This window comes from bacterium (assembly GCA_027622355.1).
Classification (GTDB): domain Bacteria; phylum UBA8248; class UBA8248; order UBA8248; family UBA8248; genus JAQBZT01.
This window is the reverse complement of sequence record JAQBZT010000010.1, coordinates 1-23,021: the sequence shown is the minus strand read 5'-3', so window position 1 is coordinate 23,021 and position 23,021 is coordinate 1. Positions and strand designations below refer to the sequence as shown.

The 23,021-nt window shown below is 63.1% G+C and carries 29 protein-coding genes; 9 read left to right on the top strand and 20 right to left on the bottom strand.

The window, feature by feature from the left end; genetic code table 11:
* Together O2807_01500 and O2807_01495 are read left to right on the top strand one after the other, a co-directional pair.
* On the top strand, positions 1–711 hold a 711-nt coding region (locus tag O2807_01500; protein ID MDA0999177.1), incomplete at its 5' end, for an LLM class flavin-dependent oxidoreductase.
* Positions 708–1,085 carry a hypothetical protein gene (locus tag O2807_01495; protein MDA0999176.1) on the top strand — a complete coding sequence of 126 codons (378 nt, stop codon included), beginning with the start codon at positions 708–710 and terminating at the stop codon, positions 1,083–1,085. The genes O2807_01500 and O2807_01495, both read left to right, overlap by 4 nt.
* 14 nt (positions 1,086–1,099) lie before the next feature.
* On the opposite strand, the gene O2807_01490 is transcribed toward O2807_01495, so the two are convergent.
* Positions 1,100–1,501, bottom strand: coding sequence for a hypothetical protein (locus O2807_01490; GenBank protein MDA0999175.1), 402 nt, complete (start codon positions 1,499–1,501; stop codon positions 1,100–1,102).
* Between the two features lie 23 nt (positions 1,502–1,524).
* Complete coding sequence (locus O2807_01485) at positions 1,525–2,607, bottom strand: TIM44-like domain-containing protein (protein MDA0999174.1); 1,083 nt, start codon at positions 2,605–2,607, stop codon at positions 1,525–1,527.
* 216 nt (positions 2,608–2,823) lie between these two features.
* On the opposite strand from O2807_01485, the gene modA reads away from it, so the two are divergent.
* From modA to O2807_01455, 6 genes are all read left to right on the top strand, one after another.
* Positions 2,824–3,579: a molybdate ABC transporter substrate-binding protein gene (gene modA, locus O2807_01480; protein MDA0999173.1), complete on the top strand. Its 756-nt coding sequence runs from the start codon at positions 2,824–2,826 to the stop codon at positions 3,577–3,579.
* On the top strand, positions 3,576–4,274 hold the full coding sequence (gene modB, locus O2807_01475) for a molybdate ABC transporter permease subunit (GenBank protein MDA0999172.1): 699 nt from the start codon (positions 3,576–3,578) through the stop codon (positions 4,272–4,274). The genes modA and modB overlap by 4 nt, the downstream gene beginning before the upstream one ends.
* Positions 4,271–5,413, top strand: coding sequence for a molybdenum ABC transporter ATP-binding protein (modC, locus tag O2807_01470; GenBank protein MDA0999171.1), 1,143 nt, complete (start codon positions 4,271–4,273; stop codon positions 5,411–5,413). The genes modB and modC overlap by 4 nt, the downstream gene beginning before the upstream one ends.
* A gap of 5 nt (positions 5,414–5,418) precedes the next feature.
* Entirely contained in the window at positions 5,419–6,303 is an 885-nt protein-coding gene (locus tag O2807_01465) for a histone deacetylase (protein MDA0999170.1), read from the top strand.
* 163 nt (positions 6,304–6,466) lie between these two features.
* Positions 6,467–7,048: a GAF domain-containing protein gene (locus O2807_01460; protein ID MDA0999169.1), complete on the top strand. Its 582-nt coding sequence runs from the start codon at positions 6,467–6,469 to the stop codon at positions 7,046–7,048.
* Between the two features lie 193 nt (positions 7,049–7,241).
* Positions 7,242–8,549: an MFS transporter gene (locus O2807_01455; protein ID MDA0999168.1), complete on the top strand. Its 1,308-nt coding sequence runs from the start codon at positions 7,242–7,244 to the stop codon at positions 8,547–8,549.
* A gap of 16 nt (positions 8,550–8,565) precedes the next feature.
* Here O2807_01455 and O2807_01450 read toward each other — a convergent pair whose 3' ends face one another.
* The 15 genes from O2807_01450 to O2807_01380 all read right to left on the bottom strand — a co-directional run bounded on the left by O2807_01450 (position 8,566) and on the right by O2807_01380 (position 20,235).
* Complete coding sequence (locus O2807_01450) at positions 8,566–8,907, bottom strand: peptidylprolyl isomerase (GenBank protein MDA0999167.1); 342 nt, start codon at positions 8,905–8,907, stop codon at positions 8,566–8,568.
* A 19-nt stretch (positions 8,908–8,926) separates the two neighbouring features.
* On the bottom strand, positions 8,927–9,439 hold the full coding sequence (locus O2807_01445; GenBank protein ID MDA0999166.1) for a hypothetical protein: 513 nt from the start codon (positions 9,437–9,439) through the stop codon (positions 8,927–8,929).
* A gap of 114 nt (positions 9,440–9,553) precedes the next feature.
* A complete protein-coding gene (gene rsmI, locus O2807_01440; GenBank protein MDA0999165.1) occupies positions 9,554–10,276 on the bottom strand; it encodes a 16S rRNA (cytidine(1402)-2'-O)-methyltransferase in 723 nt (240 codons plus the stop codon).
* 23 nt (positions 10,277–10,299) lie between these two features.
* Entirely contained in the window at positions 10,300–11,499 is a 1,200-nt protein-coding gene (locus O2807_01435) for a CaiB/BaiF CoA-transferase family protein (GenBank protein MDA0999164.1), read from the bottom strand.
* Between the two features lies 1 nt (position 11,500).
* Positions 11,501–12,307 (bottom strand): enoyl-CoA hydratase-related protein, encoded by an 807-nt coding sequence (locus O2807_01430; GenBank protein MDA0999163.1) that lies wholly within the window; start codon positions 12,305–12,307, stop codon positions 11,501–11,503.
* A 169-nt stretch (positions 12,308–12,476) separates the two neighbouring features.
* Positions 12,477–12,983 (bottom strand): response regulator, encoded by a 507-nt coding sequence (locus tag O2807_01425; GenBank protein ID MDA0999162.1) that lies wholly within the window; start codon positions 12,981–12,983, stop codon positions 12,477–12,479.
* 107 nt (positions 12,984–13,090) lie between these two features.
* A complete protein-coding gene (iscX, locus tag O2807_01420; GenBank protein MDA0999161.1) occupies positions 13,091–13,309 on the bottom strand; it encodes a Fe-S cluster assembly protein IscX in 219 nt (72 codons plus the stop codon).
* 20 nt (positions 13,310–13,329) lie between these two features.
* The gene (locus O2807_01415) at positions 13,330–13,680 is read right to left on the bottom strand and encodes a 2Fe-2S iron-sulfur cluster-binding protein (GenBank protein MDA0999160.1); all 351 of its coding nucleotides are present in this window, start codon (positions 13,678–13,680) and stop codon (positions 13,330–13,332) included.
* Positions 13,681–13,717: 37 nt separating this feature from the next.
* Positions 13,718–15,553, bottom strand: coding sequence for a Fe-S protein assembly chaperone HscA (hscA, locus tag O2807_01410; protein ID MDA0999159.1), 1,836 nt, complete (start codon positions 15,551–15,553; stop codon positions 13,718–13,720).
* On the bottom strand, positions 15,550–16,203 hold the full coding sequence (gene hscB, locus O2807_01405; GenBank protein ID MDA0999158.1) for a Fe-S protein assembly co-chaperone HscB: 654 nt from the start codon (positions 16,201–16,203) through the stop codon (positions 15,550–15,552). Before hscB ends, hscA begins: the two co-directional genes overlap by 4 nt.
* A 100-nt stretch (positions 16,204–16,303) precedes the next feature.
* Complete coding sequence (locus O2807_01400) at positions 16,304–16,666, bottom strand: iron-sulfur cluster assembly accessory protein (protein ID MDA0999157.1); 363 nt, start codon at positions 16,664–16,666, stop codon at positions 16,304–16,306.
* A gap of 36 nt (positions 16,667–16,702) precedes the next feature.
* Positions 16,703–17,113 carry a Fe-S cluster assembly scaffold IscU gene (gene iscU / locus O2807_01395; protein MDA0999156.1) on the bottom strand — a complete coding sequence of 137 codons (411 nt, stop codon included), beginning with the start codon at positions 17,111–17,113 and terminating at the stop codon, positions 16,703–16,705.
* A gap of 53 nt (positions 17,114–17,166) precedes the next feature.
* Positions 17,167–18,414 (bottom strand): IscS subfamily cysteine desulfurase, encoded by a 1,248-nt coding sequence (locus O2807_01390; protein MDA0999155.1) that lies wholly within the window; start codon positions 18,412–18,414, stop codon positions 17,167–17,169.
* The gene (locus tag O2807_01385) at positions 18,411–18,836 is read right to left on the bottom strand and encodes an Rrf2 family transcriptional regulator (protein ID MDA0999154.1); all 426 of its coding nucleotides are present in this window, start codon (positions 18,834–18,836) and stop codon (positions 18,411–18,413) included. Before O2807_01385 ends, O2807_01390 begins: the two co-directional genes overlap by 4 nt.
* 163 nt (positions 18,837–18,999) lie before the next feature.
* Positions 19,000–20,235, bottom strand: a complete 1,236-nt coding sequence (locus O2807_01380; protein MDA0999153.1) for an ABC transporter substrate-binding protein — start codon at positions 20,233–20,235, stop codon at positions 19,000–19,002.
* A 51-nt stretch (positions 20,236–20,286) separates the two neighbouring features.
* On the opposite strand from O2807_01380, the gene mutY reads away from it, so the two are divergent.
* Positions 20,287–21,429: an A/G-specific adenine glycosylase gene (gene mutY, locus O2807_01375; protein ID MDA0999152.1), complete on the top strand. Its 1,143-nt coding sequence runs from the start codon at positions 20,287–20,289 to the stop codon at positions 21,427–21,429.
* A 9-nt stretch (positions 21,430–21,438) separates the two neighbouring features.
* Here mutY and O2807_01370 read toward each other — a convergent pair whose 3' ends face one another.
* From O2807_01370 to O2807_01360, 3 genes are all read right to left on the bottom strand, one after another.
* Complete coding sequence (locus O2807_01370) at positions 21,439–21,885, bottom strand: arsenate reductase ArsC (GenBank protein MDA0999151.1); 447 nt, start codon at positions 21,883–21,885, stop codon at positions 21,439–21,441.
* A gap of 27 nt (positions 21,886–21,912) precedes the next feature.
* Positions 21,913–22,824, bottom strand: coding sequence for a complex I NDUFA9 subunit family protein (locus tag O2807_01365; GenBank protein MDA0999150.1), 912 nt, complete (start codon positions 22,822–22,824; stop codon positions 21,913–21,915).
* On the bottom strand, positions 22,821–23,021 hold a 201-nt coding region (locus O2807_01360), incomplete at its 5' end, for a hypothetical protein (GenBank protein ID MDA0999149.1). The genes O2807_01360 and O2807_01365, both read right to left, overlap by 4 nt.

Here is a 23,021-nt window from a genome sequence, read left to right as displayed (position 1 = left end):
CCCGCCATCGCCGCCAAGACCGCCGCCACGGTGGACTATCTCTCGGGCGGCCGCCTCATCTTCGGGATCGGGATCGGCGGAGAAGGCGTCGAGGAGTTCGAGCTTTGCGGAGTGCCCCACGGCGAGCGGGGCGCGCGGACGGATGAGGCCATCGCCATCTGCCGGAAGCTCTGGAGCGGCGAGGAGGTTTCCCACGAGGGGCGATTCTGGCGGTTCGGCCCGGTGCGCCAGATGCCGCCACCCGCCACCCCCGGCGGGCCGCCCATCTGGGTCGGCGGAAGGAGCGACGCCGCCCGAAGACGCGCCGCCCTTCTGGGGGACGGCTACGTCTCCTACCTCTTCACCCCAGAGCGCTTCGCAGCGGGCCTCGATCAGATGCGAGGCTGGGCCGATGAAGCCGGCCGCGACCTCGGCATCGAGGCGGGAAGATGGACTCCCGCTCATCATGCTTTTTTCCACATTGACGATGACGAAGTCCGTGCCCTGCAAAAGGGGACGGAGGACCTCTCCCGGCGCTACAATATGGACTTCCGCGGCATCGCGGAAAAATACCTGCTCTACGGCCCGCCGGATCGGATCGCGGGGCAGATCGCGGCGCTCGAGAAGGCGGGCGCGCGACACTTCATCTTCAAGACCGCCTGCGAAGCCGGGGACGAAATGGGCCAGATGCTTCGCATGGGAGAGGAGATCGTGCCGGAGGCGAGAAAGTGAGCGCAGACGAAAAGACGAAAAGTAAAATGAAATGGCCCATCTGCACACTGATCATCGTGCTCATCGTGGGCGGGGTGTCCTGGTGGGGCTACACGAAATTCCAGCAGGAGCAGGCCGCCATCGCCCAGCGCGCGGCGCCCGCCCCGCAGACCTCGCAGGTCCCGCAGACCTCGCAGGTCCCGCAGACCTCCGCCGGCATCGCCGCCGGCCCCCTCGGCCGGGGGACGCACACCTACCGCAGCGGCATGCCGCTCTACCTCATCGGCGGCTTCGCCGTCCTGATGACCCTCATCCTCGGGACGATCATCTATCTCTGGTGGTCGCTGAAAGACCTGGAAGGGGGGAAGGACATCAAAAAAGAAAAATCTTCTTGAGCAATCTGAAATGATTAACGACCCGCCCGCTCCATCGGCACCCGGACCAAAATGACGGCGTCCTCGCCCTTGGGGCCGGGGGTGGCGGTGCGGACCATCTTCTTCATCCCTCTTTGCAGCTGGACCATGAACGGCGCGTCTTCGGGAATATCGAGCGAGCGCTCATCCACGATGACGGCCGCCTTTTTATAGCCCGGCTTCTCGCAGATGAGCACGAAGGGAAAGGCACGCTCGCGGACGGCGATCAACGCCGGGGTGTCCCGCCAGAAGTAGCGCACCCCGTCCTTGCCCTCGCCGGTGCAGTTGGCCCCGGATACATTTTCGGTGTCCACGCGCACGGCCCGCTTGCCCGCCGGAACGGCGATCCCGCCGCAGCCGGCAAGCGCCAGCGCGAGACCCCCCGCCAGAAGGCGCATTCGTATCTTCCGGAGCATCGCTCTTAGCCCTGGCTGATGGAGGAGAGGAACCAGGCGCCGCCGCCGCTCCTCCGGGTCCAGGTCCAGTACTCGGTGAAGCCCACCCGATGGGTCCGGCTTCCTTCGAGCACTTCACCCGAATCCTCGGAAACGACGCAGTCAATCAGGCTGGCGTCGTAGTGCACGGTGATGAAATCGAAACCCTCCTCCTGCCAGGCTTCGACGGCCTCGCACTGGCGGATCTCGATGTCATCCAGCCAGTTGATGCGGCGCTCGCGGCGCAGGGCCTCGAGATCGCGCTCGACCTCGGCGAGGAGATCCTTGTCCGCCAGATCGCGAACCGGGCCGAGATCGCGCGCCACCCAGGCCGCCTGAAACTTCAGGAAGCGGGAGCGGGATTCATCGAGAAATTTCTCCCGGGTGAAAGAAGGATCGGCGGCGGCGATGGCCGACAGTCCCGCCTCCATTCCGGGGTCGGCCGCGGTTGCCGCAGCGGGACCGCCGCCCCCCGGCGAAATGTCCGGTCCGCGGTAGACGCCGCCCCCGCGGGGAGGCTCTCCGTGGCCCGCTTCATGCTCGTCCCCGCCGACGCCGTAGGGATCGGCCCCCGGCGCGGCGTAGCCCGAGGGGCCGCTGTACCGGGGCGCTTCGCTCCTGCGGGAAAAAAACCGGATCGCGAAGAAGATCAGCCCGCCGATCAGGAGAATTTCGAGAATGCCGATGCCCCCGCCCATGCCCATGCCGCCGCCGCCAAAGAACATCCGGCCGAGAATTCCGCCGAGAAAAAAGCCGCCGAGGCCCCCCATCAGCCCGCCGCCCAAGCCGCCAAAGCCCCCGAAGGGGCTGCGGATCGGGCGGTAGGACCTGCTGCCGCCGGGCGAGGGACGAGAACCGGCCCCTGAACCAAAGCCGCGCGAGCCGAAGCTGCGAGGCCGGAAAGCACCCCGCGATCCGCGGAAGCCGAAACTCCGCCCGCCGCCGAAGCGTCCGGCTTCGGCCTCGCTCTTCACGAGGGCAAAATGCCCGCCCGTCCAGGCGGGAGCGCCCAGATGGGCCGGCGCAATCCAGGCGGCAAGCAGGAAAACAGAGAAAGCCCAGGCTTTCATGGCCCCTCCAGAATCTCGGGATGGTGCAGACTCCATGCGGAAGGCGGCGCTTCAAGGGCCCTACTTTAGCACACCTCGGGACTGGAAAAACGGGGCGCGGGGTTCACTCCCGGCCCCTGCTCTGTTATCAGGGAAAGGACGTTTTTTTCGGGAGGGGCTGCCATTTTCCATATTTTCCGTTTTCACCGCCGCCGGCTCTTTTTTGCGTCCGCGCTGGTGGCTCTCTTTCTGGCGGCGAGCGGATACGCCGCCCCGGCGAGCCGCTCCTGGCTGACGGTGTACGCGGCCTCGAGCCTTCAGGGCGCGCTCCCGGAGATCGGCGCCCTGCACGAGCGCGCCACCGGGGTTCGAACAGAGTTCGTTTTCGCCTCCTCGGGGGCGCTCGCCCGGAAGATTTCGGCCGGAGGCCCTGCCGATCTGTACGTGTCGGCCCACCGCGAGTGGACGGCGTTCCTGGAAAAGAAAGGCACCATTGTCCCCGGATCGCTCCGCCCCATCGCGCGCAACACCCTGGTCTGCGTTCTTCCCCGCGGAGAAATGAGTCCGGTCGCGGGACCGGCCGATCTGCTGCGCATCCCCCGGATCGCCATCGGCGACCCCGCCCATGTGCCGGCGGGAAGGTACGCGGTGTCCGCGCTCCGGGCGGCGGGCCTGTGGACGCGTCTCGAAAAAACGGGGAAGATCGTTTTCGCGAGGGATGTCCGCTCGGCGCTCGCCTTTGCCGAACGCGGCGCCGTCTCCGCGGCGATTGTCTACGCGACGGACGCCCGCGCGTCCCGGAAGGTGCGGATCGCTTTTGTTTTCCCGGAAAGCTCGCATCCCCCGATCGCCTACTACGCTGCGCGGGTTGCGGGGAGCCGGAATGGGAAAGATGCGGCTGTTTTTTTTCGTTTTCTTTCGCAGGATGACGCCAAAGCCGTTTTCCGCAAACGCGGTTTTCTTGTCCCCTCATCCATGCAGGTGAAGCCATGAGCGGCGAAGCGGGAAGCGCCCTTTTTCTTTCCCTCGTGATGGGATTGTCGTCGGTCGGGATCGGGATCGCGCCAGCCGTGGCCGTTGCATGGCTGTTTGCGCGCCGCGATTTTCCCGGAAAGGCCCTGGCCGAAACGCTCGTTTTTCTTCCGCTCGTCTTGCCGCCTGTGGTGACGGGCTATCTCCTTCTCTTCATCTTCGGAAAATACAGTTTTCCGGGAAACCTGCTCGCGCGCGCCGGCATCGAGATCCCCTTCACCTGGGTGGGCATGGCGATCGCCGGCACGGTGATGGGGTTTCCCCTCCTGGTGCGCACCGTCAGGAGCGGCTTCGAGTCCGTTGACGCGCGTCTCGAGGGAGCGGCCCGATCGCTCGGCTGCACGCGGCTGGAAACCTTTTTCGCCGTGACGCTTCCCCTGTCTTGGCCGGCCGTCGTCGCGGGAGCGGTCCTTTGCTTCGCCCGAGCACTGGGCGAGTTCGGCGCAACGGTGATGATGTCGCCCGGTACGTCGGGCAACCGGACCATTCCGCTCGAAATCTTCCGGAGCTACCAGACGCCGGGACAGGAGGAGGCCGTCATTCAGCTGGCGGTGGTGTCCATCCTCCTGAGCGCCGTTGCCCTGGGGGCGAGCGAGGTGCTCGCGCGCCGGTTCCGGCCCAGGCGGCGCGACGGCGCCTCCAGGGAGCGGCCATGATCGATCTCTCCTTCGAGGTCCGGCGGGGCAACTTTCATCTCGACGTTCAGCTGAAAAGCGACGCGCGGGCGACCGGGCTGTTCGGCCCCTCGGGTTGCGGCAAGACCACCATCCTCCACGCCATCTGCGGCTTTCTCGCGCCCCGGTCGGGACACATCTTCGTGAACGGAATCGCCTACTGGAACGCGCAGACGCGGACCTCGCTCCCCCCCGAGCGGCGGCGCGTGGGCATGGTGTTTCAGAGCAATCTTCTGTTCCCCCATCTCGACGTTCTGGGAAATCTGCTCTTCGGCTATCGCCGCATCCCGGCGAGGGAGCGGCAGCTGCATCTGGGCGAGGTTGCCGACCTTCTCGGGCTGGAACCGCTTCTCTCCAAGCGGGCGGATCATCTCTCGGGCGGCGAGGCGAGGCGCGTGGCCATCGGAAGGGCCCTGCTCACCTCTCCATCTCTCCTGGTGCTGGATGAGCCGCTCGCCGGCCTCGACCGCATGCTGCGCGACCGGATACTGGCCTACCTCATCCGCATAAAGCGGAAACTGAACATCCGTCTCATCTACGTCAGCCACTCTTTCTCGGATCTGGCCGCCCTGGTCGATCGGATGGCGCTGATCGCGTGCCGCGAGGAAAACGGCATCAAGAAAAGCCACGTGGCGAAAACGGGAAGTCCGTTCGAATTATTCGAGGAGGCCGGGGAGATGGCAGGCGCGGGTCCGATCGAAACCATTTTGCGCGGGGATGTCATCGCGGTGGACCGCTCCTCGGGCTTCGCCGTCGTGCAGGCCGAGGGACTGGAGATTCACGTGCCGCTCGAACAGCAAGAGCTGGGCAGCCGGGCGGTGGTGACCCTTCGGGCGGATGAAGTGATTCTCGCCACAGGGAAGATTCCCAAGATCAGCACGCGGAACATCTGGCCGGGGCGGGTGGCGGGCCTTCACCGCATGTCCTCCCGGACGGTGGTGGAGGTGGACGTGGGACAGAAAATCATGGCCGAGGTCACCGAGGACGCCGTGCGCGATCTCGGGCTGAAGATCGGCACCGAGGTGCACGCGCTCGTCAAAACGCGCGCGCTCCGGGTGACGGGTCTCCCCGCCGGCACCTACATCTCCCCGCGGGAGAAGCGTCCCTCGGAGGGAGAATAAACGAGATGCCCTGCTTCGTTTATCATCCCGACTATTTCGCGGACATCGGGACGCACGTTCTTCAGGCCCACAAGTACCGGAAAACCTACGAGCGCCTTCGGGAGGCCGGGGTGCCGGAAAGTGAATTCGCGGAGCCGCGCGCGGCAACTCCCGAGGAGCTTTGCCTCGTTCACGCGCGGGAGTACATCGGCGATCTCGAAAGGGCGGTTCACACCGCCCGGACTTTGCCGAGCGAGCTCCCGCTGACCGAGGAGATTGCCTGCGCGAGCTTCCTTGCGACGGGGGGAACCATTCAGGCGGCGCGGGAGGCCCTTTCGTCCGGCCGGGCAATGAACCTGACGGGGGGTTTCCATCACGCGTTTCCCGACCGCGCAGAGGGCTTTTGCTACATCAACGATCTCGCCGTGGCCGTGCGGACCCTTCAAAGCGAGGGGCTGATCCGGCGCGCCGCCGTCATTGATTGCGATCTCCACCAGGGGAACGGAACGGCTTTCATCTTCCGAGGCGAGGAATCGGTTTTCACATTTTCGATCCACCAGGAAAACATCTACCCCCTCAAACGGAAAAGCGATCTCGATATCGGCCTCTCCGATCTGACTGACGACGCAATCTATCTCCCGCACATCCGCAAGCACGTGCCCTGGATTCTGGAGAACCACAAGCCCGACCTGGTCATCTACCAGGCGGGGGCCGACCCCTTCGCGGGCGATCAGCTGGGAAGCCTGAAGCTCTCGAAAAAGGGGCTCCGGGAGCGGGACGAAATTGTCCTCGGCGAATGCAGACAGCGCGGCATCCCCGTGGCCGGCACCCTGGGCGGCGGCTACGCGGCCAACCCCGAGGACACCGTGGACATCCATTTCCAGAGCGCGATGGCGTTCTGGGAGGGATAATCTAACTATCTATTTTTGTTTCACTTATGGACCAAGCCACCCTTCCCGGAAGAATCGAACCGGACATCATGGTACGATTCGTTCACCTCCCGTTTGGACCCGGCGCGGGCGAAGTGCCCACCTCGATCACTGCTCCGGGGCGGGGGGCAGAGGAGGAAGCGCCATGCCGCAGCCAGACAATTCTCATGAGTGCTTGAAGGTCATCCGGAAAATCTCCTCGGAACTCACCTCAACGCTCGGTTTCGGTGAAGTACTCCGTTATATCGCGCGCACAACGGCGGAAACCATGGAAGTAAAAGGGTGCGCTCTGCGTCTCGTGAACAAAAAAACGAACGAACTCCTTCTCGCATCATCCTGGGGCCTGAGCGAGGAATACCTGGCCAAGGGACCGCTCCATGCGGACCACAGTCTCTCCGCCTGCATGGAGGGAGAGACGGTCCACATCCCCGATGTGGCCAACGACCCGCGCATCGAATATCCCGAGAATGCGCGATCGGCGGGCATCGTTTCCATGTTGTCGGTTCCCATGACTTCCCGGAATGAGATCGTCGGCGCCCTGCGTCTCTACGCCGCAACGCCGCGGAATTTTTCCGAAGAGGAAATCGAATTCGTCCGGACGCTCGCCGACCTGGGGACACTGGCCATCGAACACGCGCGGCTGTACTCGAATCTGGAGAAAGACCACAAATCGCTGATTGAGAATTTTCATCATTGGTTCGAATCAAGCGTTTACGGCAACGCCTGATCGCTGCACCCCCGGGCCGTTTGCCGCTCCCTTCCTTTCTCCCGCGGTTCATCGTACGGGCTGCGTCCGCGGCTTGATCGAACGCTTCGGACATGGCATGAAAGAGAAACACCTTTTGCAAATTTCGTTACCTGCCAGAAAGAAGCGCCATGCCTTTCCCCGGCTTCTCTCTGCGTAAACGCCAGAGAAAATCATGACCACCGGAAACGCCGCGGCCGAAAACCCACCCGGAAAGATTTATTACGGATGGTACATTGTCGCCCTTTCGTTCATCACGTTGGCGGTTCTCGTTCCGGCGCGCTTTACGTTCGGAATCTTCCAGGTTCCCCTCATCAAGGAATTCGGCTGGAGCCGGGGCGCGCTGAGCGGCGCCTACGCCCTCGCGCTGGGCGCATACGCTCTCAGCGCCCCTTATTTCGGCTCACTGTTGGAGAAAAAGGGCCCGCGTGCCATCGTTCCCCTCGGCACGGTGCTCGTGGGCGGCGCGATGGCCCTCGGCTATTTCGTGTCCTCCCTCTGGCACGTCTACCTGCTGACCGGCCTCATTGCGGGCATCGGCCTCGCGCTCTCCGGGTTCGCCATCCAGAGCGCCATCGTTCCCCGCTGGTTCGTCCGCAAGCGCGGCCGTGCGGTGGGCATCGCGCTCGCGGGCATCGGCGTCGGCGTTCTCGTCCTCTCTCCCATCGCCGAGCGTCTGATATCACTTTTGGGCTGGCGCCACGCATATCTGATCATGGGAGCGTCCATGCTCCTTCTCGTCCTTCCCCTCAATTTCTTCTTCCTCCGCAATCGGCCCGCCGACGTCGGGCAGGCCCCCGACGGTACGCCGCTGGCACCGGGGGATCGGCCCGCCGAGGAAAGCGCCGAACAGAAGGCGGCGAAGGGCGTCCGGGCGACCTTCCTTACCATAAAGCGCAACCCGAGCTTCTGGGGACTCTGCCTGCTGGTGTTCTTCATCGGCTTCAACAACAACACCATCTTGAGCCAGCTTCAGCTCTATCTCGTGGATGCGCGCTTCGGCATGGCGCCGGCGGCGGTGATTTTCGGCATGACCGGCTTTATCCGCATGGGCGGGAGCATCGGGGGCGGGTGGCTGGGCGATCGCGTCGGAAGGGGCCGGGGCGCCGCGATCTCGGCCCTCGTCGTTGCGCTCGGGCTAACGCTTCTGCTCCTGATCCCGGCGCTGGGCGGCACGCTCCTGGCCGGATATCTTTTTGCCGTGGTGTACGGGCTCGGGAATGGATCGATGACCGCGTGCTACTCCGCGCTGGCGGGAGACTGCTTCGAGGGGGCCACCTATGGGACCATCATTGGCTTCATGGAAATCTGCTACGGATTCGGCGGAGTGATCGGCCCGCTGTTCGCGGGCTTCATGTTCGATTATACCGGAAGCTACTTCATTCCGTTTTCGGCCATTATCCTTTTCATGATCGCGGCGGTATTCATATCCCTGTGGCTCCAGAAAGCGGCGAGCGCGCGCCTCGCCGCAACGCACGAATAAAACGTACCGCTTTCGCCTAGCGGATTCTCTCAGGGTATGTCTTTACCGGATGCTTCTTCTTCATGCGCTCCAGCGCTGCGCGCAGGGCGTTATTCCGTTTTTTCTCTCCGAGCTCTTCTGTTATTTTGGAGCGCGCCTCGTCGAACGCAAGCGTCTTTCCGTCTTCCTTGGCAATGGAATGAACCACATGCCATCCGTAAATGCTCTTTACGGCGCCGCTGTAGGCGCCCGTCTTCAGGGAAAAGGCCGTTTCTTCGATGATCTGGGGAAGGCCGGTCCGCATATACTGGCCGCGCTGCATCTTGCCCAGGCTTCCCCCCTGCCCCCGTTCGGGAGCAAGAGAGTATTTGCGGGCCAACTCGTCGAATTTCTCGCCCTTACTTGAGCTTCTGAAGAAGCGTTTTGGCTTCCGCTTCCGAAGCAACCATGATGTGCGCGGCCGTGACGTTTTCACCCTGCCGGTACTTGGCTTTGTTTTTCTCATACTCCGCCCGCAATTCCTCCTTCGTAGGCCTGGAGTGCAGCTCCACCGTCCGCAGCGCTTCCTGGATCAGGATTTCGTTCCGCGCCTGCCGGATACGGTCCTGAATCTCCGGGTTTCGGCCGATCTTTTCGTCCCCCGCCATTTCGAGCATCAATATGCGGTTCACCAAATTGCGGAGTATTTCGCTCTTGCGCTGCCGGGCGATCGGCTGAACGCGCTCGGGCAGGCGGCGAATGAAGTCGTCCACATCAAAAAGGGTGACCTTCCTTTCGCCGACCGTGGCGAGAACCACCGTTTTCGGATCCTCGGCCTTTTCCGCGCCGAGGGCCGGGGCGCCCATGAGCGCCGCGGCGAGCGCCGGAAGGAGAATCGCTCTTGTCCCGAATTTGCCAAAAAGGGTCTTCATCGATAACTCCCTGCTTCCATGAAAGAAAAAAATGGCCGAACACGGAAAACCCCGGCCGGCGGAACTACCTCCATTTTAGGATAACAATCCAAACCCCATTCTCTTCCCCCTGGGTCAGGATTCGCCCCCGGCCTCTTTATCCGACCTTTTCGGCCCGAACATGACGACGCACTCCCCCTTGAGGGTGCGTCCCTCGAGCAAGGCCGCCAGCTCCGCCGCGGAGCCGCGTATGAATTCCTCGTGGATCTTCGTCAGCTCTCGCGCGATGGCCACGGGCCGCCCCGGAGCGCGATCGGCGATCTCCTTGACCAGCCGGGGCACCCTGTGCGGAGACTCGAAAACGAGAACCGTCCGCTCCTCCTCGAGGAGCGCTTCGAGCCGGCGGAGGCGCTTTTCTCCCTTCGGGGGAAGAAAGCCCTCATACACGAACCGATCGGTCGGAAGCCCCGACGCCACGAGCGCCGCCATCACCGAGGAGGGCCCGGGAACCGGAACGACGGGCACCTTCTGCTCCACCGCCGCGCGCACCACGCGGTAGGCGGGGTCCGAGATCCCCGGCGTACCCGCATCGGAGACCACCGCCACGCGCTCGCCCCCGGCGGCCCGCGCCGCGAGTTCTTCGGCGCGCTCGCGCTCGTTGTGTTCGTGATAGCTCAGGAGCGGTTTTTTGATCCCCAGACGGGAGAGAAGAAGACCGGTCCGCCGCGTGTCCTCGCAGGCCACTATATCGCACTCGCGCAGGATGCGGCGCTGCCGATCGGAGATATCCTCCATGTTGCCGATGGGGGTGGCTATCAGATAGATGCCCGCGGGGAGCGCGTCCGGTTCGTTCGGCATCTTCTCTCCCGCAGGGCGCCGGGTCAGGAGACCACTCCCTGATCGCGAAGGCGCTGAATTTCCGCGGCGCCCTTCCCCGCCGCCCGGAGAATTTCGTCGGTGTGCTGTCCCAGCAGGGGGGCGGGTCCGCGCACCCCGGCCCGGGTCTCCGAGAGCTTGGGCGGAAAGCCGAGCACCTGCATCTTTCCGGCCACCGGATGCTCCACCTCGACGGACATCTCCCGCGCCTGAATCTGCGGATGGGCGAACGCCTCTGCCATGTTGTGAATCGGTCCGCAGGGAACCCCGGCCTTTTCCAGCTTGGCCAGCCACTCCGCCCGCGTACCGGTGAGAAAGACCGCTTCGAGCTCCTCGGCCAACAGAAGATAGTTCAGCCCCCGGTTTTTCGAATTCGAATATTCCTCCCGCGCCATCAAATCCTCGCGCCCGATGGCCCGGCACATCCTTCCCCAGTTCGACTGGTTCGCCGCCCCGAGCACGATGTGGCCGTCGGCGCACCGGAACGCCTGGTAGGGGGCGGTCAGTTCGTGGGCCGAGCCGCGCGGGTAGGGCGAATCGCCCGAGGGGAAAAACTGGGACGCCTGCCAGAAGGTGTAGCCGAGCCCGGCATCAGTCAGGGAAACGTCCACCAGCTGGCCTTTGCCGGTCTTCTGCTTGTAGATGTAGGCCGAGAGCGCCGAGAAGGCGGAGTACATGCCCGCGTTCAGATCGCAGATGGGCACCGGGATTTTCGCGGGGGGCCGGTTTGGCTCGCCCGTGAAGCTCATGAGGCTGGAAAACCCCTGGGAGACGAGATCGAACCCCGGCCGATCCTTGTAAGGTCCCGTGCGGCCATAGCCCGATATTGAAACGTAGACGAGGCCGGGGTTTATCTCTTTCAGGGCCTCGTAGCCCAGGCCCAGCTTTTCGATCGTCCCCGGCCGCATGTTCTGTATAAAAATGTCGGCGGAGGCGACCAGTTCCCGGACAATCGCCTGCCCTTCCTCGTCCTTGAAGTTGACGACAATGCTCCGCTTGTTCCGGTTCAGGTTCATGAAACCGAAACCGTCGTCCCCCGCGAAATGGCGCCCGATGAGCCGCGCGTCGTCCCCGCCTCCCGGTTTTTCGACTTTGATGACATCGGCCCCCATGTCCCCCAGCAGGCATGCGCAAAAAGGCCCCGCCATCACCTGGCAGGCCTCGATGACGCGCACCCCCTCGAGCGGGCCGCCGCTTCCCGGCATCTTATTCTCCTTTGAACTGGGGCGTTCTTTTTTCAAGAAACGCCGAAACGCCCTCGCGGAAATCCGCGGTATCGAAGCACGCGAACTGCTCGGCGATCTCCTCTTCCGTCAAATCCGAGAGAGAGGGGTCACTCAATATCTTCCGGATAAACCGCTTGTGCCAGTGATGAACGAGCGGCGCGAGGGAGGCGATGCGCCCGGCCGTCTCGTAAACGGTCTTTTCGACTTCCGCGTCCGGCACCACGCGAGAGAGAAAGCCCGCCGCCAACATCTCCTGGGCCGAGAAAAGACGCGCCGTGTAGAGCATCTCCAGCGTGCGGGCCGGCCCGATGATGTTCAGGAACCGGCGCAGCTCGGCGTGGCCCGCGACCAGCCCGAGCTTTGCGGTGGGGACGCCGAACCGGCTCGACTCGCCCGCGATGCGAATGTCGGTCGAGGAGGCAAGTTCCGCCCCGCCGCCCACGCACGCCCCCTCGATCAGGGAAAGGGTGGGCTTGGAAAACGCTTCGATCGCGTCCACCGCCCAGAAGCCGTTTTCGGCGTAAGCCCGCGCCTGGGCGGAACTGAAGCGCTCGCTTTTAAAGCGGGAGATGTCCGCACCGGCGGAGAAGGCCTTGACGCCCGCCCCCCGGAAAACGAGAACCCGAACGGTGTCGTCCTTTTCGAGCCTGGGCAAAATCCTGCCGAGCCCGGCCCACATCTCCAACTCGATGGCGTTCATCTTTTCGGGGTGATTGAGCACAACGGTGGCGATCGGTCCTTCCCGGCGAAGGATCAATTTTCCGCCTGCGAATTTTTCCTCTGCCACGCTCGGCCTCCTGGCGCTTTGACAAATCCGGTTCGAACCTACGAGAGGGCCATCGTAGCCCAAGGGAAAGCGCGGGAAAAGGGACAGCCGGACAAGGAGAACAAGGGGGGGTGCGGATTCTGCTGAACCGCCCGGGGGTGTCTATTTGCGGAGGGGGTGCGTGGAAAACCTAGGAATCAAAACCGTTTTCCCGGAGAAGCCGGGCGATGGCCTCAAGGCGGGCCGTTGGGGCTCCTTCGCGGGTGGAGGTAAGATCGCGAATCTCCGTGATCGTCTCCTCCGCCTTGACGGCGCGAAGCTGAGTAAACACTTGCTGGATTAGTTGCTTTCTTTCCACCGGCTTGGTCAGGTAGGCGTCCGCGCCGGCCTCGAGGGCCTTTTCGATGTCGGCTTTTCCTTTCAGGGCCGAGAAAATGATGATGCGGATGGGGTGAGACTCCAGCCCTTTCTTCAGGAGGCGGGTGAGCTCGATGCCCGACACCCCGGGCATCAACACATCCATCAAAATGACCTGGGGCGTGAAGGGGAGCTCCGCGTTCAGGGCTTCTTTGGGGTCGTTCACCACCGCCACCTCGAAGCCTTCCTTGGACAACACCTTTTCGATCATGGCCGTGGTGACCTTGTCGTCATCCACCACCAGGATCCGGCCCTTCGGGCCCGGGCCTCCGGCTGCCAATCTGTTTTTTTCGCCCGCAGGATGGGGACCGCCGGGGATCTCTCTGGCGTCCTTTGTCTGTCCCGGCGCCTTTTGTGACTCCGTCATCTTTCACTGGCGAACGACGGTTATCCGCCGTTTTCCTCTTGGTATTCAGTCAACCAGGCCATCTGGATCGCCTCAAGCTTTCCCTCGTTGGACTCCATGGGGTCACCCACGAAATCCTTCAGGTTGCATACCCACTCATGCAGATCGGTAAAGCGGACCGAGAGTGGATCGGTATCAGGATGTTTCTCGAACAGGGCGATCCCGATGTCTTCCGCGTCATCCCAGCTCAGTTTCTGCAAAACCTTCTCTCCTGCAGCGCCTAGTGGGCCTCGCGGGCCGCGTCAGGGCCTTCTTTCACCAGATTCACGTTCCAGAAGGGAATCTCGACAACGATGGCCTCATTCGTGTCCCGCACCAGAACCGACTGGCATGCGAGCCGGCTGTTCAGATCCACATCGCGCGCGTTGTCGAGCTGATCTTCTTCCTCTTCCTCCGCCTCGGGGAAAAAATCCCCTCCCTCGAGAATTTTCACATGGCAAGTCGAGCAGGCGCACACACCGCCGCAAGCATGATCCAAATGAATACCGTTTTCAAGGGCGACTTCTAGAATATTTTCGCCCGCCCGAATCTCTATTTCCTTGTCTTCGTCCCGAAAGAAAAGTTTGGCCATCCCGCTCCCCTGCCTCTCCCCGAAATCGAGGTTGTTTTTAGTCCGAGAGCGCCTCGCTCACCTTCTTGTTCTGCAAGGCCGCCTTGAGAACATTGTCCATCATCCGCTCGGCGAGCGGCATCGTCACTTCATTCAGCGCGTCGATCTTCTCCCGGATCGCAGGAGCGCTCCCGCCGCGAACAGCCCCTTCCAGGGCGGCCACGGCTGCGGTAACGCGCTCAGCTTCCTTCGCGTCGGATTCCGCCCCGGAATAGCTCTGCAGTGCCCGCGCCGTGGCGATCAGCATGGTTTCGGCCTCGTTGCAGGCCTCGAGAAGCTGCCGGGCCCGAATGTCCTCCTCGGCGTATTCGAATGAATCGAGGAGCATATGCTCCACCTGCTCGTCAGTCAGGCCGTAGGAGGGCTGCACGTCCACGGAGGCGGCCTTCCCCGTCCGCATGTCACGGGCCGTCACGCTGAGAATCCCGTTGGCGTCCACGAGAAAGTTGACCTCGATCCGCGCAAGACCGGCCGGGCCCGGATCGATCCCGAGCTTGAAGCGGGCAAGCGAACGGTTGTCCTTCGCCAGTTCCCGCTCCCCCTGAAGCACGTGAATGTCCACGCCGGTCTGGTTGTCCTTGAACGTCGTATAAGTCTCGCGCGCACTCGTCGGAATGGTCGTGTTCCGCGGAACGATCCACCCCATCGCGCCGCCCATGGTCTCAATGCCCAGCGAGAGCGGGGTCACATCGAGAAGGAGCATGTCCTTGCGCCCGCCGGCCAGGATGTCCGCTTGCACGGCCGCGCCGAGCGCCACCACCTCATCCGGATTCAGTTCGGAATGGGGCGTTTGGCCGAAGAACTCCTCCACCATCCGCCGGATCAGCGGCATGCGGGTCGAGCCGCCGACGAGAATCACCTCGTCCACCTCCTCCGGCGCGATTCCGGCATCCGCCAGCGCCCGCCGGCAGGGAGTGATGGTCCGGCGCGCGATGGGCGAGACGATCTCCTCCATCTCTTGCCGGGTCAGGGTGCATTTCCAGGAAAGGTCCGTATCCCCTGGGTTTTCCAGGGCAATCTCGGTCCGATCGGACTCGGTGAAATCCCGTTTTGCCTTCTCGCTCGCCACCGCCAGCGCCGCCACCGCTCCCGGATCTGCGGCAAGATCGGCCCCGGTTTCCGCCTTCACTTTCGCAAAAAGATGATCGGCGATGGCGCGATCAAAATCATCGCCGCCCAGATGGGTGTCGCCACCGGTCGCCAGCACCTCGAACACCCCGTCCTTGATCCGGAGAATGGAGATGTCGAACGTGCCGCCGCCCAGATCGAAGACGGCGACGACCCCCCGGTCACGCTTGTGAAGCCCGTAGGCCAGGGAAGCCGCCGTCGGCTCATTGATGATGCGGAGCACCTCGAGACCGGCCAGCCGGCCCGCGTCTTTCGTGGCTTGGCGTTGAGCGTCATTGAAATAGGCCGGGACCGTAACGACGGCACGGAGGACAGGCCGCTTGAGCGTCTTTTCCGCGCGCAACTTCAGCTCGCGGAGGATCAGCGCGCTCACCTCGGGAGCGCTGTAGGCCCGCCCTCTCGCCAGGACATGAACCACATCGGGCTGGGTGGGATCGATCTGAAAGGGCATGTGCCGCAGATCCTTTTCCAGATCGGCATAGCCCCGGCCCATGAACCGCTTGATGGAGAAAAAGACGTTCCGGCTGTTCGTCAGGCGGTCCGCCTGGGCGGCATCGCCCACCAGAGTCCGGTCGGGCCGGACGCTGACGACCGAAGGAAGGAGCGGTCGCTCACCCTCGGGAACGAGCACCTCGGGGCGGCCATCCTTCATGATCGCCACAAGACTGTTGGTCGTTCCCAGATCGATGCCGACGACTTCACTCACAATGCCACCAAAAGTGCGTCCTCGATGCTGCGGAGGACGTTGTTGATATAGTTTCTCTGCCCGAGCACAGACCGCATTTTGTCGATGATTTCATCCGAGGGAGAGATTTCAGCCGCCGCCGCCGCATCCCATTTCCCGGAAAGAGCCTCGAGCGTCGCCCACTGCCCCGCGCGCAAAACTTCGAAGCACTCACGGGCGGCCTTGAGCCGATTGCGAAGCTGCTGCGCCGCATCCTCTTCCCCGTCACAGCATTTGAGTTCCGCAACCGCCTCCTGGGCTTCGAGGATCTCCTCCATCAATTCCAAGGGAGGGGCGGTGTCGTTCTCGGCCATCTTGCCGCTCTCGAGCTCGACAAGGTACACCGCCCGCCGAAGCGGATCCTTCAATATCTTGTACGCCTCGTTGAGGCGGGCGGAGGCGTCCAGGATGCGAATCCGTACCGATGCGGTTTCGCCTTGATGGTAGTCGGGGTGGAGCTTCTTGCTCAGCGCGTAATATCTTTTCTCCAGTTCCTTTTCGTCGAGCCGCATCCGGCGCGGGAGACCCAAGAAAGCGAAGTGATCGAGGCCGGCGGGAATCGGCTGAACCTCGCCGCTCTCCCCGAAAATCTGAAAACTTTCCCTGGCTTTGTCTTGCCGCTTTGTTTTCATTCGTCTTTGCCGGCGATCTGCCGCCCCCTGTGCTCTTCCAACAAAAAACGCGTCGCGCAACCTGGGCTACAGGGAAGCACGGCGCGTTCTTCGGTCTGCGCTAGGCGGAGAAGCTTTCCCCGCAGCCACAGGTCTGGTGGGCATTGGGATTCTTGAACGTAAAGCCCTTGCCCATCAAGCCGTCATCGAAATCGAGTGTGGTGCCCGCCAAAAAGATGAGGCTTTTCTTGTCGATGACGATGCGGGCGCCGTCTTTTTCGATCACATGATCCATGAGGCCGGCCTTCTCGGCGCTCTCGAACTGAAGAACGTAGGAAAGCCCCGAGCACCCGCCCCCGCGGACGCCCACGCGGACGACGGTGTCCGCCTTGCCCTCTTTCTCCTGAAGGCGCTTGATGTTCTCCACCGCCTTGTCGGTCACCTCGATGGTGAGTTTTTTTTCTTTGTCCGTCACAGAATCCATTGTTTTTCCCTCCGGCCCATAACCTTCCGGCGCGGCCTAATGGTGGCCTTTTTTCTCGGCAACCGGCAGGCTGTTTTTCTCGCGGAAATCGTTCAGTGCCGTTTTAATGGCATCCTCGGCCAGCACCGAACAGTGAATTTTGACCGGCGGAAGGCTCAACTCCTCTACGATCTGGGTGTTCTTGATCTCCTCCGCCTCGTCGATCGTCTTGCCCTTGAGCCACTCCGTGGCCAGGGAACTCGACGCGATGGCGCTTCCGCAGCCAAAGGTCTTGAACTTGGCGTCCTCGATCACGCCCTCGGGGTTGACCTTGATCTGCAGCTTCATTACATCACCGCATTCGGGGGCGCCGACAACCCCTGTTCCGACAGATTGATCGTTCTTGTCGAGAGAGCCGACGTTCCGTGGATTGTTGTAGTGATCGACCACTTTGTCACTGTAGGCCATTTCCCGCTTTCTCCTGTATCAGAGGGGAGGTTGTTTCCTCCCGGATCAACTTATTAATGCGACTGCCATTCCACTTTCGAGAGATCGACACCCTCTTTCACCATCTCGTAGAGTGGGCTCATCTCGCGAAGCCGGTTCACGATCTCCACGGCTTTTTCCGCGACGTATTCCACCTCTTCCTCGGTGGTGAAGCGGCCGAGACCGAACCGGATCGAGGAGTGGGCCAGCTCGTCGCCGCGGCCCATTCCCTTGAGAACGTAGCTCGGCTCGAGGCTCGCCGAGGTGCACGCCGAGCCGGAGGAGACCGCCACATCGCTCAGGCCCATGATGAGGGATTCGCCCTCGACATAGGGGAAGCTGACGTTCAGGTTCCCAGCCAGGCGCTTCGTCTCGTGCCCGTTGATGTAAACCTCCTCGAGGCTCTCGAAGAGGATGGACTTGAACCTGTCGCGGAGATTCACGAGGCGGATGTTTTCCTCTTCCATCTCTTCCGCGCAGAGCTCCGCTGCCTTCGCGAAGCCGACGATGCCCGTCACGTTCAGGGTGCCCACAATCTGGTGGGTTGGCAGGGTGCCCGAGCGCATGCCGCGCTCATGGCCGCCACCGTCAATGAGCGGCGAGAGGCGCACGCGCGGCTTTCTGCGCCGCACGTAGAGCAGCCCCACGCCCTTGGGCCCGTAAATCTTGTGGCCGGAAGCGGAGAGCAGATCAATGCACATCTCGTCCACGTCGATCGGAATTTTTCCGTAGCCCTGGGTGGCGTCCGTGTGGAAAAAGATGTCGCGATCCCGGCAGAGCTTTCCGATCTCGCCGATGGGATTCAGGACGCCCACCTCGTTGTTCGCCGCCATAATGGAAACCAGGATGGTGTCCTCGCGAAGCGCATCTTCCACCATCTTTGCCGTGGTGATGGCGTCCTCGGGCGGATCGATGTAGGTGACATCGAAGCCCCAGGTTTCGAGGCGCTTCGCCGAGTCAATGATGGCCTTGTGCTCGATGCCCGAGGTGACGATGTGCTTCCCTTTGCTCTTGTACATCTCGGCAACGCCCTTCAGGGCCATGTTGTCCGACTCGGTGGCGCCGCTCGTGAAAATGATCTCGCGGGGGTCGGCGCCGATCACGGCCGCCAGCTTCTCTCGGGACTGATCGACGGCCTTTTCCGCCTCCCATCCGTAGCTGTGATTGCGGCTGGCGGCGTTCCCGAACTTTTCGGTGAAATACGGGCGCATCTCCTCGAGCACGCGCTCATCGAGCGGCGTGGTCGCCTGGTAATCCATATAGATAGGAAACTTCAGGCTCATTGAAAAACTCCTAGGGGTGTATTGGTCATATCCAGAAGCGTCATGCGGGAGAGCAGCTCGATCACTTTCCCCTGAATGCGCTCCATGGGCTGAACGATGGGACAGGTCCCAAACTGATCGCAGTCGGCGGGAACGCCCACCTGGCAGTTCGCCAGAGCAACCGGGCCCTCGATGGCCTCGATGATTTCCACGACACTGATGGACTCGGGCCGCCGGGAAAGAACGTACCCCCCCTTGGGGCCGTTGCGGGAGTCGACGATTCCGCTCTTGGCAAGCTGCTGCATGGTCTTGGCCAGCAGTTCCGAGGGAAGTCCGTAGCGGGCGGCGATGGCCTTGGCGTTGGTGGCCTCCCCCTCCTCCTGGCTGGCGAGGTGGGCAAGCGCCATCAAACCGTAATCCGTTCGCTTGGAAAAAGTGAAAATTTCTTAGTCCTTTTAAAAACAAACACTTGGGTGGGTTTTCAGGCACCCATTAATCCGACCTATTTAGTCGGCGATAAATCTAGTCGTATATATATACTTCCTGCTGGGTTTTGTCAATCCGGATTTGCGGAATTTCCTGAATTTTCAGGGGATCTGCGAGCGCTCAGGGGGAAGGGGGAGGGACCTTAGGGGAGCGGTCCAGCTCCCATTTTCCGTCCTCTCCCACGCGGATCATGAGATAGGAGTCCGCCGAGAGGCCCTGGTGGCGGCGGCGCGAAAAACGGAATCTCCCGGTGAGCCCCATGAAGCTGCGCATTTCCTCGATTTTGCGCTGAACTGTGCTCCGGTCGATTTTTTTGGAGGATGTTGCTTCCGCGAAGATCCGCACCGCATCCGCCGCATATGCCGCCATCCCGCCAGGCGGGCGTTGAAAACGGTAGCTGAAGGCTGCCCGAAACCATTGCACCTCGCCCAGGCCCGGCTCTTCCGGGGGAAGGAGATCGGTGGCCAGAATCCTGTGCGCCGGGAAGCGGACGCCCGCCATGACGCGGCTGTTCTCCTTTTCGTTCTGCGGGCGCAAAAAAGGTGCCGAAAGATAAACGGGCAAATCCGCATCGAGCGCCAAGCGGGCCCGGAGAAGCGCCAGCCGGGATTCGTTCCGGGTCCAGCCCAGAAAGACATCCGCGCTCCGCGCCATCGCCTGCTGAATGAACGGGAGAAAATTGTGCTCCTGCGGCGAATGCGCCTCGTTCAGGACGAGGGAGATGCCCGCCTCCGGTGCCAGCGCGCTGAGCCGCTCCCGGCCGTGCGCGCCATACTCGTCCTCTGGCGCCAGAACGGCGGCTTTCCGCATCCCCAGCCCCTGCATGTGCTGAAGAATCCGTTGCGCCTGCATGGAAAATGACTGGGCGGAGGAAAACACCCATTTCTTCGGTTCCTCGAACAGATCCCCGGCAGAGGAGAGTGAAATAAAGGGAACGCGCTGGCGCTCGGCCTCCGCCGCCGCCCAAAGCGCGGAGGTCGGCTCCGTGGGGCCAATGATCGCGACGGCGTTGTGATCGAGCGCCAGATTGCGGACCGCGCTCGCCGCCTTGGCGGGCAGCCCTGCCGTGTCGAGGATGATGAGCCAGATTTCCCGGCGGGGGGACTGGCCGGCGCCCAGGCGGTTGATGCGGTCCACTTCGAGCAGAATGGCGTCCCGGGCCTCTTTCCCGAAAGCAGCACCCGCGCCGGAGAGCTCGAGCGCGGCGCCCAGAACATATCGCTCAACGGGAGCGGCCTCCGCCGTGAGGAAAGGAGCCCCCGCCGAAGCCGAGACAAAAAGCCAGAGAAAAACGAAAAAGCGGGCTGGATGAAGGAGACGATCCGGGCGCATAATGCCTGCCGATCCCTGGGCCATGGGGCGAAATCGCCAAAACATAAAAACCTCCAACATCATTATCCGAAAAACATGCCAAACAAAACCGCCGAAAGCCACCGCAGCGAAAACACCCGGCTCCCGGAGGCGCGCTGGCGCCGGGCCATCAGAGAGCGGCTTCTCCGCTGGTACGACAGGGAAAAGCGCGAGCTGCCCTGGCGGGGAGAAAAAGACCCCTACCGCATCTGGGTCTCCGAATCCATGCTGCAGCAGACGCGGGCGGAGACCGTCCGCGCGCGCTACCTCCCCTTCCTCGCACGCTTTCCCACCATCGCCGCCCTGGCGGACGCCCCGCTCGAGAGCGTCCTCGCCGAATGGCAGGGGATGGGCTATTACGCCCGCGCCCGCAACCTCCATCGTGCCGCCCGTCGGATCGCGGACGCCATGGGCGGGAAGCTGCCTGAGGGCCGCGAGGCGCTCCGCGCTCTCCCCGGGGTGGGCCCCTACATGGCCGGCGCGCTGGCCAGCATCGCCTTCGGGGAGCGAACCGCCGCCGTGGACGGAAACGTCCTGCGCGTTCTCAGCCGGCTGCTCGATTGCGCTCTCCCCGTGGACGCCCCCAAGGGGCGCGCATTCATCGAGGAAGAGGCGGAAGCGCTCGTCCCTTCCTCCCGGCCCGGCGACTTCAACCAGGCCCTCATGGACCTGGGCGCGCGCATCTGCACCCCGCGCAATCCCGCCTGCGGGGCATGTCCGCTCCGCCTTCTTTGCGCGGCCCGCGAGGCGGGCACGGTCTCTCGCCGCCCCCGCAAGAAAAAGAAGACACCCCCCGCAAAAACGACGGCGGTTCAGCTGTGGGGGGAACAGGCCGGGCGCCTCTTGCTCAGAAAGCGGCCCGATGAGGGTCTTTTCGGGGGAATGTGGGAGCTTCCCGGCGAGATGGCGGAGGGTCACGCCCGGTCCGCGAAAGCCCCGCTGCTCGAAAAAATCTGCGCGGCGCACTTCGGCGCGGGCTGGCGGGCGGGTCCCGAGATCGCGCGCCTTGAGCGCACGCTCACCCACCGGAAGATCCGGTTCATCGTCCACGCCGCCCTGCCCGCATCAAGCCGCCGAGACCGCAGGGAGAGCGAAGATCGTTTGTGGGCGGACGTTGAGGAAATAAGCGCCCTTCCGCTTTCGAGCGCGCAGCGGGCCGTCCTTCGGGCGGTTCATGAATCGCGGAACGGAACGCCCTGACGCTCTCCGTCATCCCCCTTCCGATCGATCCGCCAGCGCACCGGGGAGGGTTTCGATGAAGGCGCGGATCTCATCGCGCACCCGCCGGTAGTGAAGCATGGCTTCCTCTTCCGTCCCGGCCCCTTTCGCAAGGAGGGGCGGATCGTCGAATCCCCTGTGGATGATCTTCGCGCCGCCCGGAAAGGCGGGACAGGCTTCGTGCGCATGGCCGCAGATCGTCACGACATAATCGAAGGTGGTGCCCGAAAGGGCGGCGAGGGTCTTCGAGGACTGGCCGGAGATGCCAACGCCCGCCTCCTCCATCGCCCGCACCGCGCGGGGATTGAGGCCGTGCGCCTCGATGCCGGCGGAGAAGGGCGCGATCCGATCGCCGCGAAGATGCCGCGCCCACCCTTCCGCCATCTGGCTCCGGCAGGAGTTGCCCGTGCAAAGAAACAGGATTCTCGTTTTCGCCATCAGAGTTTCCGCGAAAGTGCGTGTGATCTACGCGGGGGCGTGGCCGAAGCTCTTTTCCATGTAGTCTTCGAGGGAGCGGGGCGCCAGATCGAAGGCTGCTTTCATCGGGCCGGGATCGCACACGTTGTCCTCGCCCAGCATCGTGATCTGGTCGGCGGTGAAGGGGGGCTTTCCGGGAAGCACATCGAACAGGGCCGCCTGAAGCCGCGCCAGCAGCACCGGCAGGTGGATGAGAAGCCGCTTCTTGCCGGAGGCCCTCAGGAGCATCCGCAAAATCTCTTTCAGGGCATAGGCCTTTTCGCCGCCGAGCTCGAACACCTTCCCCCCCGTCTCGGGCCGCTCCAGCGCCCGCGTGAAGCAGCGGCACACGTCTTCCACCCAGATGGGTTGCAGCTTTCCCTTCCCCGATCCGATGACGGGAAGGGCGGGCGAAATCCGTGCGATTCCGGCGAAGGTGTTCAGGAACTCGTCTTTTTCCCCGAAAAGGATTGAAGGGCGGAGAATGGTCCACGCGATTCCGCTCTCGCGGACGATCTGTTCCGCCGCCCATTTGGTCTTGTGGTAGCGGGCCACGGCGCCCTCGCGGGTGCCCAGCGCGCTCATGTGAACGAACCGCTTCACGCCGGCCCGCTTCGCCGCCTCGACCACCCGGCGGGTGCCCTCGACATGAACGGCCTCGAATCCCCCCGTGCCCTTTTCGATGATGACGCCGACCAGGTGAATCACCGCCTCGCACTTTTTCATCAGCGCGGCGAGCTGATCGATTGAAGACTGTGTAATGTCTCCACCGACAGGGTAAACGCCCCTGATGGAGGTGAGGCGCTGGCGCGCGGGCTCGGGATCTCTCGAGAGCACGCGAATCTCATGGCCCGCCTCGGAAAGCTGGTGAAGCAGGGTTTCGCCCACATAGCCCGAGCCGCCTGTGACAAAAACCTTCATTCTTCTCCTCCGACGATGTGCGGTTGTCTTGCCTGTGAATCATTTTCCCCGAGGCGGGAGATATGTCCAACCGGCGGCGCGGTTTTCGTCACCTCGCGCATCACCTCGCTCGCGTAGGCCCCCGGGGGGAGTGAAAACGCCAGCACCAAATCCGAATCCTCGCTTACCAGCGTGATGTTTTCCAGCCGCGCCCGGTA